The sequence below is a fragment of the Nonomuraea sp. NPDC050783 genome (assembly GCF_040802095.1).
Lineage (GTDB): Bacteria > Actinomycetota > Actinomycetes > Streptosporangiales > Streptosporangiaceae > Nonomuraea.
In genome coordinates, this window is sequence record NZ_JBFAHK010000004.1 from 421244 (window position 1) to 436142 (window position 14899).

Sequence of the window (14899 nt, forward strand, 5' to 3'; positions counted from 1 at the left end):
CCTGCCGCCGGCGGCGGAGGGAGGGCACGCGAGGGGCACTCCGGCCACCCCCCCCTCGCACCGCGGCGCCCCGCCGCGCACGGAGCCCGTGCGGCGGGGCGCTGCGGCGGTCACCGAAGGATCAGGACAGGCCCGGGGCCGGGAACTGGGCGGTCAGCTCGCTCACCTCGTGGTGGACGCGGGTGATGACGTCCTCGGCGTCGCCCTTGGCGAGGGCGGTGACGACCTCGTCCATCCAGGCGCCGATCTGCCGCATCTCGGCCTCGCCCATGCCGCGCGAGGTGACCGACGGCGTGCCGATGCGGATGCCGGACGGGTCGAACGGCTTGCGCGGGTCGAACGGCACCGTGTTGTAGTTGGTCTCCAGCCCGGCCCGGTCGAGCGCCTGGGCGGCCGGCTTGCCGCCGATGCCCTTGGGCGTGAGGTCGAGCAGGATGAGGTGGTTGTCGGTGCCGCCGGAGACCAGGTCGAACCCGCGCGAGGACAGCTCGTCGGCCAGCGCCTTGGCGTTGGCGACGACCTGGTGGGCGTACTCGCGGAAGGACGGCTGGGCGGCCTCGTGCAGCGCGACGGCGATGGCGGCGGTGGTGTGGTTGTGGGGGCCGCCCTGCAGGCCGGGGAAGACGGCCTTGTTGAGCGCCGTGGCGTGCTCGTCGGAGGTGGCCATGAGCATGGCGCCGCGCGGGCCGCGCAGCGTCTTGTGGGTGGTGGTGGAGATGACGTCGGCGTGGCCCACCGGGGAGGGGTGGGCGCCGCCCGCGACGAGGCCGGCGATGTGCGCGATGTCGGCGGCCAGCACGGCGCCGACCTCGCGGGCGATGGCGGCGAAGCCCTCGAAGTCGATGGTGCGCGGGATGGCGGTGCCGCCGCAGAAGATGAGCTTGGGCCGGTGCTCCAGGGCCAGCTCGCGCACCTCGTCGAGGTCGATGCGGCCGGTGTCCTTGCGCACGCCGTAGCGGACGGAGTTGAACCACTTGCCGGTGGCCGAGACCGACCAGCCGTGGGTGAGGTGGCCGCCGAAGGGCAGGCCCATGCCCATCACGGTGTCGCCGGGCTGCAGGAACGCCAGGTAGATGGCGAGGTTGGCGGGCGAGCCCGAGTAGGGCTGGACGTTGGCGTGGTTGACGCCGAACAGCGACTTGGCGCGCTCGATGGCGACGGTCTCGATCTGGTCGATGACCTGCTGGCCCTCGTAGTAGCGCTTGCCCGCGTAGCCCTCGGAGTATTTGTTGGTCAGGACGGTGCCGGTGGCCTCCAGCACGGCCTTGGAGACGTAGTTCTCCGAGGCGATCAGCTTCACCGTGTCGGCCTGGCGGCGCTCCTCCGCCTGGATGAGCTCGGCGATCCGCGGGTCGACGCTAGCGAGAGAACTCATGATTCTCCTGTCATCGTTGACGGCTGCGAAGACCCAGGCGCCCGGCCTCCGCTCCTTCCGCTCCCCGGTGGTCGATCCCACCCAATGCGCCAGTCGCGTCTCGCTGTAGACGATAGCGGATGCGGCAGGGGGCTTCCCCCGCCCGATCAGCGCATTCAGCCGCCGCTGGTGCGGCCCTCCCCGGGCCACAGCCGGTCGACCTCGGCGTTGAGTATCGCCCCGATGAGCACGGCGAGGGCCGTGATGTAGAGCCACAGCAGCACGGCGATGGGAGCGGCCAGGGAGCCGTACACGGAGACGGGCGAGAACCAGGCGGCCAGCACCGCGCGCAGCACGGCGGCGCAGACGATCCACAGGAACAGGGCCAGGATCGCGCCGGGCAGCTCGCGGTACCACTTGGTCCGCACCGGCACGCTGACGTGGTAGAGCACGGTGAGGAACAACACCGAGCCGATGATGACGACCGGCCAGTAGAGGACGTCGATCATGACGCCGTACTGAGCGGGCAGGGCGTCCTTGAGCAGCGTGGGGCCGACGACCATGATCGGCATGATGATGATCGCGATGACCAGGCCCATGACGTACAGGCCGAAGGACATGAGGCGGGTGCGGATGATGCCGCGCTCCTCGCCCAGGCCGTAGGCGACGGAGATGAGGTCCACGTAGACGTACAGGGCCCGGGAGCCGGACCAGAGCGACAGCAGGAAGCCCAGCGAGATGATCGACACCTTGCCGGCGTCGTCCCTGAGCACGTCGGTGATCAGCGGGTTGACCACCTTGTTGATGGCGTCCTCGGTGAACAGCAGCCCGGCCTGCTCGATCACCCACGACTTGACCTGGTCGACGACGCCGCCGCCCAGCCAGTTGCCGATCTTGCCGAGCACGCCGATCAGGCCCAGCACGAACGGCGGCAGCGACAGCAGCGCGAAGAAGGCCGCCTCGCCGGCCAGGCCGGTCACGCGGTAGGTGACGCCGGCGTTGGTGGCCGCCTGGACGACCGCCCACGCCTTCGTGCCGAGCACCCGGCTCAGTCTGGCACGGGCGTGCCTGACCAGCCCTCTCTTGTGTCTCCTCTTGGAGTGCGGGGGCGCATCGGTGGACGTCATGGCACCCAACGTTCGCAGTGACACTGGTCGTGGTCTCTTCCGGACAGCTTACGTCCCCAGTCACTGCCCTAGTCGAGGTCGACGATGCGGGCTCCCAGAGGAAGAAGGGAAACAGGGACCAACTTGATGTTCGCCACACCCATCGGGATGCCGATGACGGACAGGAAGAGCGGGATCGAGGTGACGACGTGACCGACGGCGAGCCAGACGCCGGCGACCACGAACCAGATGATGTTGCCGAGCAGCGAGAACACGCCCGCGTCGGGGTCGCGTACGACGGTCCGGCCGAACGGCCACAGCGCGTACGCCGCGATGCGGAACGAGGCGATGCCGAACGGGATGGTGACGATCAGGACGCAGCAGACGACCCCGGCCAGCGCGTAGCCGATCGCCAGCCAGATCCCCGCGAACACCAGCCAGATGACGTTCAGTAGGGTACGCATGGTCACAGCATGTCACCGGCCGCGCCGGGCGGGTCATCCGGAACGACCCTGGTCCTTCCCTAGTCCGCGCGGCGGCCGTCCCTTGCCCGGCGGCCCGGCGAACGCCTGGGCGATCTCCATCCAGGCCCGCGCGGGCTCGCCGGCCAGCTCCAGCGCCGTGTCGGACAGGTGGATGCGCTGGGTGACGGCCAGGCAGAAGTCGAGCATCGGGCCGCGCACGGTGCTCGCGGCGCCGGGCGGTCCGGCGGTCCAGGTGCCGCCGCCGGGCATGGCCAGCTCGACGCGCACCGGCTCGGCCGGCTCGGGCAGGCCGCGCACGGCGAAGCTGTAGGGGCGCGCCCGGCAGCCGATCGCGGCCACGTGCCGCAGCCGGTCGGTGGGCCGCCTGGCGACGCCGAGCGCGTCGGCCACGTCCTGGCCGTGCGCCCAGGTCTCCATGAGCCGGGCGGTGACGAAGGAGGCGGCCGACATGGGCGGCCCGAACCACGGCACCCGGGCGCGGGCGTCCAGTCCGGCGAAGACCTCCAGGCCGCGCTCGCGGGCGGCCAGGAACCAGGCGCGCAGGTCGGCCGGGGACAGCTCGCGCGCCTGGCGGGCGAGGTCGTCCACGGAGGTGAACCCCGCGAGGGAGGCCGTGAAGCCCTCGGGGTCGGTGACGGCCCGGACGGCGGCCTCGTCGAACCAGGCCAGATGGCTCACCTGGTCGCGCACCGCCCATCCCTCGGCCGGCGTGGGCAGCTCCCAGTCCGCCTCCCGCAGCGGCGCCAGCAGCTCCTCCAGGGACGCGGTCTCGGCGCGGAGGTCGTCCAGCAGCTCGGCCATGAGATCCACGCGCGCCAGCCTAACCCGAACAAGGTTCTAGGAGAATAATCGGAGAGGTGATCTGCGAAAGCTGCAAGGACAAACGCCACGAGGACTGCCGGGGCGGCTCCTGGTGCGACTGTCAGCACCAGAGCGCCGACCGGCCCGCGGAGTCCCCGCTCGACTGGCCCCGCCAGGGGTGACCTGACCCGGACAGTCCCACACTCTGGACCCTGTCTTGGACATCCCGGACGCCCGGGGTATCGTCAAGGTATGCCAGCGGATCCCATGCTCGTCGGCCGACGCCACGTCGACCTTCAGCGTGTCCGCAGTGCCATCTGTTGCGACGCCCGCTAACACTCGCTGTTTCTCTGCCGCTGAGCGCGTCGCAAACCTCCTGAATCTCCCTGCCCCTCGACGACGAGGCCACGGAGGGCCCCTGCGCGCGCCCATGAACCGAAGGACGCGCAATGAGCACCCCTGCCAGCCGCACCCCTGCCAGCCGGCACCACAAACGCCCGCGCGGTGAAGGCCAGTGGGCTCTCGGTTACCGTGAGCCGCTCAACAAGAACGAAGAGAACAAGAAGAACGACGACGGTCTCAACGTCCGCCAGCGCATCATCGACATCTACTCCAAGCGGGGCTTCGACTCGATCGACCCGGCCGACCTGCGCGGCCGCATGCGCTGGTACGGCCTCTACACCCAGCGCAGGCCCGGCATCGACGGCGGCAAGACCGCCGTCCTGGAGCCGGAGGAGCTGGACGACCGCTACTTCATGCTGCGCGTGCGCATCGACGGCGGCCAGCTCGACCTGGCCCAGCTGCGCACGATCGCCGACATCTCCAACGAGTACGCCCGCGGCACCGCCGACATCACCGACCGCCAGAACATCCAGCTCCACTGGGTGGAGATCGAGTCGGTGCCGGACATCTGGGAGCGCCTGGAGGCCGTGGGCCTGTCCACCACGGAGGCGTGCGGCGACACCCCGCGCGTGATCCTGGGCTGCCCGCTGGCCGGGATCGACACCGACGAGGTGCTCGACGCCTCCGACCAGATCAGGGAGATCTACGACCGGGTGATCGGCAACCCGGCGTACTCGAACCTGCCGCGCAAGTTCAAGACCGCGCTGAGCGGCTGCCCGGCGCACTGCACGGTGCACGAGATCAACGACGTGGCGTTCGTCGGCGTGGTCAACGAGCACGGCGAGGCCGGCTACGACCTGTGGGTGGGCGGCGGGCTGTCGACCAACCCGATGCTGGGCAAGCGGCTGGGCGTGTTCGTCAGCCCCGAGAAGGCGGCCGACGTGCACGAGGGCGTCGTGGGCATCTTCCGCGACTACGGCTACCGGCGGCTGCGGCACCGGGCCCGCATCAAGTTCCTGGTCAACGACTGGGGGCCGGAGAAGTTCCGGGAGATCCTGGAGACCGAATACCTCAAGGAGCGACTGCCCGACGGGCCCGCCCCCGTGCAGCCGCGCGACAGCCGCCGCGACCACGTGGGCGTCTTCCCGCAGAAGGACGGCAACTTCTACGTCGGCTTCGCGCCCAAGGTGGGCCGGGTGGACGGCGACACGCTGCACCGGATCGCCGACATCGCCGAGCGGCACGGCTCCGGCCGGGTCCGCACCACCGTCGAGCAGAAGATGGTCATCCTCGACGTCGCGCCCGACCGGGTGGACTCCATCGTGGCCGAGCTGGAGGCCGGCGACCTGCAGGTCAAGCCCTCCACGTTCCGCCGCCAGACGATGGCCTGCACCGGCATCGAGTACTGCAAGCTGGCCATCGTCGAGACCAAGGCCGCGGCGATGGACCTGATCGACGAGCTGGAGCGGCGGCTGCCGGACTTCCAGGAGCCGCTGACCATCAACCTCAACGGCTGCCCCAACTCCTGCGCCCGCATCCAGGTCGCCGACATCGGCCTCAAGGGCCAGCTCGTGGTGGACGAGAACGGCGACCAGGTCGAGGGTTTCCAGATCCACCTGGGCGGCTCGCTGGGCGTCGGCTCCGGCTTCGGCCGGAAGGTGCGCGGGCTGAAGACCACCGCCAAGGGCCTGCCCGACTACGTCGAGCGGGTGGTGAAGAACTACGACGCCCAGCGCAAGGAGGGCGAGTCGTTCGCCGACTGGGTGCAGCGGGCGGACGAGGCGGACCTGCGATGAGCGAGCGAGCGGTTCCCTTCCACTGCCCGTACTGCGGCGAGGAGGACCTCGAACCGTACGAGAGTGACGGCGGCTGGTACTGCAGGTCCTGCGCTCGCGCTTTCAAGCTGAAATTCCTCGGGATCGGAGTGAAGATATGACGCTGGTGGACATCGAGGTCGGTTTAAGAGATCAGCGCGGCACGCTCGACCTGCAGGACATCGTCGAGTCCGCCGCCACGTTCCTGGAGGGCGCCCCGGCCCGGGAGATCATCCGCTGGGCGGCGGCCACCTTCGGCGACCGGCTCTGCCTGACCTCCTCGATGAGCGACGCGCTCCTGATCGACCTGGTGAGCAGGGTCAAGCCCGGCGTGGACGTGTTGTTCATCGACACCGGCTACCACTTCGCCGAGACCATCGGCACGCGGGACGCGGTGCGCCAGGTCTATGACGTCAACGTGATCGACGTGAAGCCGTCGCGGACGGTCGCCGAGCAGGACCGCGACCTCGGGCCGCGGCTGTTCGGCCGCAACCCGGACCTGTGCTGCTACCTGCGCAAGGTGGAGCCGCTCAACCGGGCGCTCGAGCCCTACCTGGCGTGGATCTCCGGCATCCGCCGCGACGAGTCGTCCAGCCGCAAGGACACCAGGGTCGTCGAGTGGGACGCCAAGCGGCAGATGGTGAAGGTCAACCCCATCGCCGCCTGGACCCAGGAGGACGTCGACAACTACATCGCCGACAACGGGGTGCTCATCAACCCGTTGCACTATGACAACTACCCCTCGATCGGGTGCGCGCCCTGCACGCGGCAGGTCGCCGAGGGGGAGGATCCGCGCAGCGGGCGCTGGGCGGGCCTGGGGAAGGTCGAATGCGGCATTCACCTGTGATCCCCGGAAGGGGTCTCGTCCCGTTGGCAGGCGGGGCGGCCCCCGGTCGCGTGCCACTGGTGGCGGTGGCGCACGGGTCGCGTGACCCGCGCGCCGCCGCCACCGTGGCCGCGCTGCTCGACCAGGTGCCGCTGGACGTGCGGGTGGCCTACCTGGACCACTGCGCGCCGGCGCTCGCCCAGGCCCTGCACGGCCTGGACGAGGCCGTGGTGCTGCCGCTGCTGCTCACCGAGGCCTACCACAGCCGGGTGGACCTGCCGGCGGCGCTGAACGAGGCCCGCGCCCACCAGCCGCGCCTGCGCGTCCACTACGGCACGACGCTCGGCCCGCACCCGCTGATGCGCGCGGCGCTGGAGCGGCGGCTGGCCGAGGCGGGCGTGCCCGCCGGCGACCCGGACACCGCCGTGGTGCTGGTGTCGGCCGGCTCCAGCGACGTCCGCGCCAACGCGGTGGTCTCCAGGACGGCCAGGGAGTGGCGACGGGCCGGGTGGTGGACGGTCCGGGCCGCGTACGCCTCGGCCGCCGGGCCCACCCCCGCCGAGGCGGTGGCGGAGCTGGTGCGGGCGGGGGCGCCGCGGGTGGCCGTGGCGCCGTACCTGCTGGCGCCCGGTCACTTCGCGGACAAGGTGCGCCGCGAGGCGCTGGAGGCCGGCGCGGCCGTGGTGTCCGACGTGCTCGGAGCCGCGCCGGAGCTGGTGGACGTGCTGCTGGAGCGGTACGAGGGGGCGCAGCGGGACCCGGTGTCGCTGGTCGGCTGAGCCGGAGGGCCGGGCGGGCCGGTGGCCGCAGGGCGGGGGGCGGGGTCAGTAGCCGCGCCTCTGGTCGCGGATCTGCCGGTTCATCTCCCGGGTCTGCTCGCGGATCTGCCGGTTCAGCCCGCGGGTCTGGTCGTTGATCTCGCGGTTCAGCGCGCGGGTGTCGTCGCGGATCTGGCGGCCCAGCTCGCGCCAGTCCTCGCCGTGCATCTGCCGCCAGTGCTCGCGCCAGGCGGCGAACCCGCGCTTGAGCGGCTTGGCCCGCGAGTCGCCGAGCACCTTGACGTCGCCCATGACGGCGTAGGCGCGGACGCGCACCACGGGCACGTTCGTGCCGGGCGCGCCCTCCAGCACGTCCACCCGCTTGTCGCCCATGACGGCCATGCCGTCGAGGTCCACGTTGACGCCGTCCGGGACGATGATCTTGACGTCGCCCATGACGGAGACGGCCGTGATGTCCACCACGTCGGTGCGCACCTCGGCCTCGCGCAGGTCCAGCACCACGTCGCCCATCACCGCGACCGCGCCCAGCTCCTGGTCGATGCGCCACTTGCCGCGCCGCTTGGTGTCGCCCATGACGCCCACGAACCACCGCCGCTTCCTGCCCTGCGCCGCGGGCGCGGGCGCCGCGGGCGCCGCCCCGGGGCCCGGCAGGTCCTGGGTGAGCAGGGCGAGCTCGGCGTGGGTGGTGGCGGTGTAGGCGGCCTCCGTACGATCGGTCAGCTCGGCCAGCGTGAGCCTGCCCTCCACCGACGCGACGCGGAGCTGCTCGACGACGGCTTCGCGCTCGGCGTCGGACGCGCGAAGCTCCCCAGGATCGCTCATACTCGCAACATATCGCGTTTGCCGGGATGGGGAACTCCTCCTCCAGGAGGAGAAGCACCGCAGTCGAACGATGCACGTTCCCCCGGCCGGTGAACCGGAGGCGGGCCGGATCGCGTACCACTCGATGACATGGCCCTAGCCTGGCCCGGGGCGCGGCCGGACCAGGCTAGGGTCCGTGTCATGCATGAGGAACAGCTCTACCGCGCGGCGTTGAACGGCGAGACCGACACGGTGGCCAAGCTGCTCGCCGCCGGCGCCGACCCCAACAGGCCCAGCGAGGGCGAGGAGGAGGGCCTGCCGCTGTGCGCGGCCGCCGCCTGGGACCGGCAGGAGGTCGCCCGCGCGCTGCTCGCGGCCGGCGCCGAGGTGGACGGCCGGGAGAGCGGCGGCTGGACGGCCCTGCTGTGGGCGGCCGCCAACGGCCAGGCCGCCACCGCCCGGCTGCTGATCGAGGCGGGCGCCGACGTGGACGCGAGCAACGACGACGGCGACACCCCGCTCACGCTGGCGGCCAGGCGCGGCGCGCTCGGCGTGGTGCAGGCGCTGCTGGAGGCGGGCGCCGACGCCGGGAAGTACGACGGGGACGGCGACACGCCGCTGGAGATCGCCGTCGACTGGGTGGGCGTGCACCTGGAGAGCGCGCTGCTCGACCAGGTCGAGCAGGACGGCTGGGAGTACGTCGTGGCCCGCCAGTACGCCAAGGACGGCACCGAGCTGGTCACCGTGGCCGGCCGCTCCCCCGACGGCGAGCGGAGCGAGCAGGTGCAGGCGCAGCGCGGCCACGCCGCCGTCGCGACCCTGCTGGAGGACGCCCTCGGCCTGCGTACGCCGGTGGAGCGGCTGGTGGCGCGGGCGGTGGCGCACCGCGACACCGACGAGGACGCCGAGACGTGGTGGATCGTCGCCGACACGCTGGCCAAGCGGGCCGACGACGACACCTACGAGGAGCTGGCCCGGCTGTGCGTGAGCGAGGACGCCAGGGAGCGGGAGTTCGGCGTGGACGCCATCGCCCAGTTCGGCTTCGCCGACGGCGAGAAGCCGTACCTGGAGCGCACGCTGCCGCTGCTGCTGAAGATGGTCACCACCGAGAGCGACCCGCAAGTGCTGCGCTCGGTGCTGGCCGCCCTCGGCCACCAGGGCGATCCGCGGGCGCTGCCCGCCGTGCTCGACCTCCTCGGCCGCCCGGGGCACCGGCGCACGACGACCGACGCGATCGCGCTGGCCGACGTGCTGCCGCCGGACGACGAGGAGGGCCTGGCGCTGCTCGTCTCGATGACCGAGGACGACGACGCGGAGGTGCGCGACTGGGCCACCGCCGGCCTCGCCGCGCTCGACGCCGACACGCCGCGCATCCGCGAGGCGCTGGCGGCCAGGCTCACCGATCCCGACCTGCGCACCGTGGCCGAGGCCACCCGCGGGCTCGCCGCGCGCGGCGACGCCCGCGCCGCCCAGGGGGCCGCGCGGGTGCTGGCCGAGAGCGACGACGAGTACGCCAGGGACCTCGTCACGCAGGACTGAGCACGCGAGCCGGAGCCGGCTACGAGGGGCCGCCGTTGAGCACGCGGACCACCCAGTCGAGGGTGCCCGTGCTCAGCGCCTCCTCCGCCAGGCGCTTGCCGGTCGGGGTGGTGATGGCGGCCAGCGAGCTGTCGATCCACCCCTGGGTGTTGTGGTTGCCCTGCTCGCGGTACTCCACGGCCTGCAGGAGGCACTCCAGCTTGTCGGCGTCGCGCGCGCAGACGGCCTCGATGCTGGCCTTCTCCTCGTACTCGGCGACCGCGTCGCGCACCATGTCGCCGACCGGGCCGCTGACGCCGCGCGTCTGGTCGGCGGTGACCTCCTCGTTGGCGGCGGCCTTGAGGTAGCGCTTGCCCAGGTAGGGGATGTCGGTCAGGCGCGTCTCCTGCGTGTCGTGGAACAGCGCCATGAACGCGGCCCGCTGCGGGTCGCCGCCCTCCAGCCGGGCGATCACAGCCGCGATGACCGCCGCCCGGAAGGAGTGGTCGGCGACGCTCTCCGGGTCGCGCACCCCGGCGACCAGCCATCCCGTGCGCTTGTAGCGCTTGAGCAGCCCGAACTCGTACAGCAGGTCCGCCAGCCCCGTCACATCGCCCGTCACGATGAGCCCCCTCTCGTCATGCGCCCGAGCCTAGACGACTTCGGTCGTCAGTCGCCGATGGCCGCGTACCCCGGCGTCCAGAAGTCGCGGAACGGCCGCGGGGCGGGTCAGGGGCCGGACAGGGCGGGGGCGGTACGCAGGACGTCGGCGGCGAGGGCGCGGTCGCCGGTGACGTCGGCGGGGAAGTCCTCCGGGTCGCCCCGGCCGCCCAGCAGGAAGCAGAAGGCACGCACGTCCGCCGTGAGGTGCGCGTCCGGGTCGCCGGGGACGGTCTCCGCCACGCCCAGCGGCAGCAGCCACTCGCCCCCGCCGGGGCCGGTCAGCGTCAGGCGCAGGGTGCGGCCGGTGCCGTCCAGGCCGGAGAAGAGCATCGTCCAGGGCAGCAGCCGGGCGCACAGGTCGGCGGTGGGCCGGACGTGCTCGGGGACCGGGTCCGGCAGCCGGACCCCGGCCGCCCGCGCGGCGTCGTCGGTGTGGACCCAGGTCTCCAGGCCCCGGCCGAGCAGGTGGTCGCGGAGCGGCACCTCCATGCCGTCGAGGGTGGCCGGGGTGGTCTCGGGCAGCGTGGCCACGTGGCGGCACAGGGCGTCGGCCTGCGCCCGCCAGTCCCGCCGCGTCTGCTCGGGGCTGCGCGCCCGCTCGTACGCCTGGACGTCGCCCGTGCGCCCGAGCGCGTCGAGCGCCCCCAGGGGCGGCCCCAGCACGGGGGCGCCCACGGAGGCGGCCAGCAGGCCGTCCTTGGCGGCCAGGTGCGCGACGAGCTCCTGCAACGTCCAGCCCTCGACGATGACCCGCGACCAGTCCTCGTCCGCCGCCGAGGCGAGCAGGGCGTCCATGGCGGCGACCCGGCCCGCGTACGGCTCCGCCCACACCGCCGTGGGGGCCGCCGGCCTGCGCCTCGCCCGGGCTCCGGCCAGGAGCTGGGGCCGCAGCGAGTGGGCCGGCGACGCCGGTTCCTCCATCAGCGCGTCCAGGTAGAGACGCTCGACGGGATCCATCACACCTCTTCCTCCGCCAGCGCGTCCGCCAGCCGCCTGAGTGCCAGCCGGATGCGCGACTTGGCCGTGCCCTCGGGCACGCCCAGCTCCTCACCGACCTGCCGGTACGTCCGGCCTCCGAAGTACGCCAGCTCGACCGCCTGGCGTAACCCGTCGGGCAGTGACGTCACCGCCTGGCGCACCCGTTCGGCCTCGTCGGCGGCGAGCACGCCGTCCTCCAGCCGGGCCGGCTCCCGTTCGAACAGCCGGGGCCCCAGCGCCGACACGCGGCGCCGCTCCTCGGCGCGCACGTGGTCGACCGCCCGCCGGTGGGCGATGGTGGCCAGCCAGGCGCGCAGCGTGCCGCGGCCGGGGTCGTAGGCCAGCGGACGCTCCCAGAAGACCAGGAACACCTCCTGCGTGATGTCCTCGGCGATCACCCGGTCCCTGGTGACCCGCAGGGACAGGCCGAAGATCAGCGCGGAGAGCCGATCGTAGACCTCCCCCAGCGCGGACTCGTCGCCGCCGACCACCCGCTGGTGCAACAGGCGGTCGTCGTACGGTGCCTCCACTGGCACCACGCTCCCGTTGTATCCGGATCCGGACCCAGGCGGCAGGTGCGCCGCGACCCGAGCATGTCATTATTCGCGGCAAATGTAGAGACGGATGAGTGCCGCGCCGCCTTCGTCCCCTCCGCCGGGTGGTGACGCGGGCGCGATAGGGTCGGAGGACCATATCGGAAGGGAGCACAGCCATGGCCACCACCCGCACCGCCACCACGCAGTGGAAGGGCGCCCTGCTCGACGGCTCGGGCACCGTGTCGCTCGACACCTCGGGCGTGGGCACCTTCGAGGTCTCCTGGCCGTCCAGGGCCGAGGCCGCCAACGGCAAGACCTCCCCCGAGGAGCTCATCGCCGCGGCCCACTCGTCCTGCTTCTCGATGGCGCTCTCGCACGGTCTGGCCGGCGCGGGCACCCCGCCCGAGTCGCTGCGCACCAGCGCCGAGGTGACCTTCCAGCCGGGCGAGGGCATCACCGGCATCGTGCTGACGGTGCAGGGGCAGGTGCCGGGCATCACGGCCGAGCAGTTCCAGGAGGCCGCCGAGACGGCCAAGGCCAACTGCCCGGTGAGCAAGGCCCTGGCCGGCACCACGATCACGCTCAAGGCCGAGCTGCTCTGAAACGTCATCCACGGCGCCGGTACCCTTCCGGCGCCGTGCATGTGAGGGCATCTGTGCATTGAGAGACCAAGAGCGCCATCCCGTGCGACAATTGGGCCACATGCGCGAGGTCTGGCCGGGGCAGCCCTATCCACTCGGCGCGACCTGGGACGGCGTTGGCACCAGCTTCGCGGTGTTCTCAGAGGTCGCCGAGCGGGTCGAGCTGTGCCTTTTTCACGATGACGGCTCCGAGGAACGCCTGGAGCTACCCGAGGTCGACGGGTTCGTCTGGCATGGCTACCTGCCGGGCATCCAGCCGGGGCAGCGCTACGGTTACCGCGTCCACGGCCCGTACGCGCCCCAGCACGGGCACCGGTGCAACCCGAGCAAGCTGCTGCTCGACCCGTACGCCAAGGCGATCGACGGCGAGCTGACCTGGAACCAGGCGCTGTTCCCCTATTACTTCACCGACCCGGGGCGGCGCAACGCCGAGGACAGCGCGCCCTACATGCCGAAGAACGTGGTCATCAACCCGTTCTTCGAGTGGGGCAACGACCGGCCGCCGCGCATCCCGTACCACCAGACGGTGATCTACGAGGCCCACGTGCGCGGGCTCACCATGCGCCATCCCGCCGTGCCGCGCGACCTGCGGGGCACGTACGCGGCCATGGGCCATCCGGCGATCATCGAGCACCTGCTGTCGCTGGGCGTGACGGCGGTCGAGCTGATGCCGGTGCACCACTTCGTCCCCGAGCACTTCCTGGTGGCGCGCGGGCTGACCAACTACTGGGGCTACAACACCATCGCCTACCTCGCCCCGCACGGCGGCTACTCCAGCGCGGGCACCAGGGGGCAGCAGGTGCCGGAGTTCAAGGGCATGGTGCGGGCGCTGCACGAGGCGGGCATCGAGGTCATCCTCGACGTGGTCTACAACCACACCGCCGAGGGCGACCACATGGGCCCGACGCTGGGCTTCCGCGGCATCGACAACACCGCCTACTACCGGCTGCACGACGGCGACCGCCGCTACTACCTCGACTACACCGGGTGCGGCAACTCCCTCAACGTGCGCTCCCCGCACGCGCTGCAGCTCATCATGGACTCCCTGCGCTACTGGGTGCTCGACATGCACGTCGACGGGTTCCGCTTCGACCTGGCCTCGGCGCTGGCCCGGGAGCTGCACGACGTCGACCGGCTGAGCGCCTTCTTCGACCTCATCCAGCAGGACCCGGTGATCTCGCAGGTCAAGCTGATCGCCGAGCCGTGGGACGTCGGCCCCGGCGGCTACCAGGTGGGCAACTTCCCGCCGCTGTGGACGGAGTGGAACGGCAAGTACCGCGACATCGTCCGCGACTTCTGGCGGGGCACGCACTCGGCGCTGCCCGAGTTCGCCTCCCGGCTGACCGGCTCGGCCGACCTCTACGAGTCCTCCGGCCGCCGCCCGGTCGCCTCGATCAACTTCGTGACCTGCCACGACGGGTTCACGCTGACCGACCTGGTGTCGTACGACCACAAGCACAACGAGGCCAACTGCGAGGACAACCGCGACGGCACCAACGACAACCGCTCCTGGAACTGCGGCGCGGAGGGCCCGGTCGAGGACCTCGACATCGTGACGCTGCGCCGGCGCCAGCGCCGCAACTTCCTGGCCACGCTGTTCCTGTCGCAGGGCGTGCCGATGTTGTCCCACGGCGACGAGATCGGCCGCACCCAGCGCGGCAACAACAACGCCTACTGCCAGGACAACGAGCTGGCCTGGGTCGACTGGTCGACGCTGCACACCGAGTCCGAGCTGCTGGGGTACGTGCGGGCGCTGTCGAAGCTGCGCCGCGAGCACCCGGTCTTCCAGCGCCGCCGCTTCTTCCGCGGCCGGCACCCCGACAACGGCGACCGCGACCTGGTGTGGCTCACGCCGGGCGGCACGGAGATGACGGCCGGCGACTGGCACATCGGCTACGCCAAGTCGCTCATGGTCTACCTCAACGGCGAGGCGATCACCGAGCCGGGGCCGCGGGGCGAGCGCATCGCCGACGACTCGTTCCTGCTGCTGATCAACGCCCACCACGAGGACATGTCGTTCACGCTGCCGGGCAGGGAGTGCGGCGAGGTGTGGCTGCCGGTGCTCGACACCACCCACGAGGTGGCCGGCGAGGGCTTCCCCACGGAGCGCTACCGGCCGGGTGACGTGGTCGCGGTGACCAGCCGCTCGCTGCAGGTGCTCCGCCGCCCCCGCACCCCGGCCCCGGCGGCCCAGAACGGCCGGCGGAACCCCTGAACCGGCGGAACCCCTGAACCGGCACGCCCAGGCCCGCCGG

At 72.0% G+C, this 14899-nt stretch carries 16 protein-coding genes; 8 read left to right on the plus strand and 8 right to left on the minus strand.

All coding sequences use genetic code 11. The features are described 5' to 3' along the window. Window positions 1-121: 121 nt before the first annotated feature. From glyA to AB0H75_RS13360, 4 genes are all read right to left on the minus strand, one after another. Entirely contained in the window at window positions 122-1375 is a 1254-nt protein-coding gene (gene glyA / locus AB0H75_RS13345) for a serine hydroxymethyltransferase (protein WP_367795328.1), read from the minus strand. Between the two features lie 155 nt (window positions 1376-1530). Beyond that, complete coding sequence (locus AB0H75_RS13350) at window positions 1531-2481, minus strand: YihY/virulence factor BrkB family protein (RefSeq protein ID WP_367795331.1); 951 nt, start codon at window positions 2479-2481, stop codon at window positions 1531-1533. Between the two features lie 68 nt (window positions 2482-2549). Continuing rightward, complete coding sequence (locus AB0H75_RS13355; protein WP_367795334.1) at window positions 2550-2924, minus strand: YccF domain-containing protein; 375 nt, start codon at window positions 2922-2924, stop codon at window positions 2550-2552. A gap of 33 nt (window positions 2925-2957) precedes the next feature. Further along, on the minus strand, window positions 2958-3746 hold the full coding sequence (locus AB0H75_RS13360; protein ID WP_367795999.1) for a TIGR03084 family metal-binding protein: 789 nt from the start codon (window positions 3744-3746) through the stop codon (window positions 2958-2960). A gap of 252 nt (window positions 3747-3998) precedes the next feature. Between AB0H75_RS13360 and AB0H75_RS13365 the strand changes: the two genes are divergently transcribed. The 5 genes from AB0H75_RS13365 (at window position 3999) to AB0H75_RS13385 (ending at window position 7507) form a co-directional block, all read left to right on the plus strand. Continuing rightward, window positions 3999-4082 carry a putative leader peptide gene (locus AB0H75_RS13365; protein ID WP_311132608.1) on the plus strand — a complete coding sequence of 28 codons (84 nt, stop codon included), beginning with the start codon at window positions 3999-4001 and terminating at the stop codon, window positions 4080-4082. Window positions 4083-4195: 113 nt separating this feature from the next. Further along, on the plus strand, window positions 4196-5884 hold the full coding sequence (locus AB0H75_RS13370; RefSeq protein WP_367795337.1) for a nitrite/sulfite reductase: 1689 nt from the start codon (window positions 4196-4198) through the stop codon (window positions 5882-5884). Further along, window positions 5881-6024, plus strand: a complete 144-nt coding sequence (locus tag AB0H75_RS13375; protein ID WP_367795340.1) for an Insertion element protein — start codon at window positions 5881-5883, stop codon at window positions 6022-6024. The genes AB0H75_RS13370 and AB0H75_RS13375 overlap by 4 nt, the downstream gene beginning before the upstream one ends. After that, complete coding sequence (locus tag AB0H75_RS13380; RefSeq protein ID WP_367795343.1) at window positions 6021-6749, plus strand: phosphoadenylyl-sulfate reductase; 729 nt, start codon at window positions 6021-6023, stop codon at window positions 6747-6749. Before AB0H75_RS13375 ends, AB0H75_RS13380 begins: the two co-directional genes overlap by 4 nt. A gap of 59 nt (window positions 6750-6808) precedes the next feature. Beyond that, entirely contained in the window at window positions 6809-7507 is a 699-nt protein-coding gene (locus tag AB0H75_RS13385) for a sirohydrochlorin chelatase (protein ID WP_367795345.1), read from the plus strand. 45 nt (window positions 7508-7552) lie between these two features. Here AB0H75_RS13385 and AB0H75_RS13390 read toward each other — a convergent pair whose 3' ends face one another. Then, entirely contained in the window at window positions 7553-8329 is a 777-nt protein-coding gene (locus tag AB0H75_RS13390) for a DUF1707 domain-containing protein (RefSeq protein WP_367795347.1), read from the minus strand. Between the two features lie 180 nt (window positions 8330-8509). Here AB0H75_RS13390 and AB0H75_RS13395 point away from each other — a divergent pair, with 180 nt between their 5' ends. Beyond that, entirely contained in the window at window positions 8510-9847 is a 1338-nt protein-coding gene (locus tag AB0H75_RS13395) for an ankyrin repeat domain-containing protein (RefSeq protein WP_367795350.1), read from the plus strand. 19 nt (window positions 9848-9866) lie between these two features. Here the strand turns inward: AB0H75_RS13395 and AB0H75_RS13400 are convergent, their stop codons facing one another. The 3 genes from AB0H75_RS13400 to AB0H75_RS13410 form a co-directional block, all read right to left on the minus strand. Next, the gene (locus tag AB0H75_RS13400) at window positions 9867-10448 is read right to left on the minus strand and encodes an HD family hydrolase (RefSeq protein WP_367795353.1); all 582 of its coding nucleotides are present in this window, start codon (window positions 10446-10448) and stop codon (window positions 9867-9869) included. Window positions 10449-10555: 107 nt separating this feature from the next. Next, complete coding sequence (locus AB0H75_RS13405; RefSeq protein ID WP_367795356.1) at window positions 10556-11446, minus strand: maleylpyruvate isomerase family mycothiol-dependent enzyme; 891 nt, start codon at window positions 11444-11446, stop codon at window positions 10556-10558. After that, a complete protein-coding gene (locus tag AB0H75_RS13410) occupies window positions 11446-12006 on the minus strand; it encodes a sigma-70 family RNA polymerase sigma factor (RefSeq protein ID WP_367795358.1) in 561 nt (186 codons plus the stop codon). Before AB0H75_RS13410 ends, AB0H75_RS13405 begins: the two co-directional genes overlap by 1 nt. Window positions 12007-12179: 173 nt before the next feature. Here AB0H75_RS13410 and AB0H75_RS13415 point away from each other — a divergent pair, with 173 nt between their 5' ends. Then, window positions 12180-12605 (plus strand): OsmC family protein, encoded by a 426-nt coding sequence (locus tag AB0H75_RS13415; RefSeq protein ID WP_367795361.1) that lies wholly within the window; start codon window positions 12180-12182, stop codon window positions 12603-12605. A gap of 100 nt (window positions 12606-12705) precedes the next feature. Beyond that, window positions 12706-14859, plus strand: a complete 2154-nt coding sequence (gene glgX, locus AB0H75_RS13420; protein WP_367795364.1) for a glycogen debranching protein GlgX — start codon at window positions 12706-12708, stop codon at window positions 14857-14859. Window positions 14860-14899: the final 40 nt, after the last annotated feature.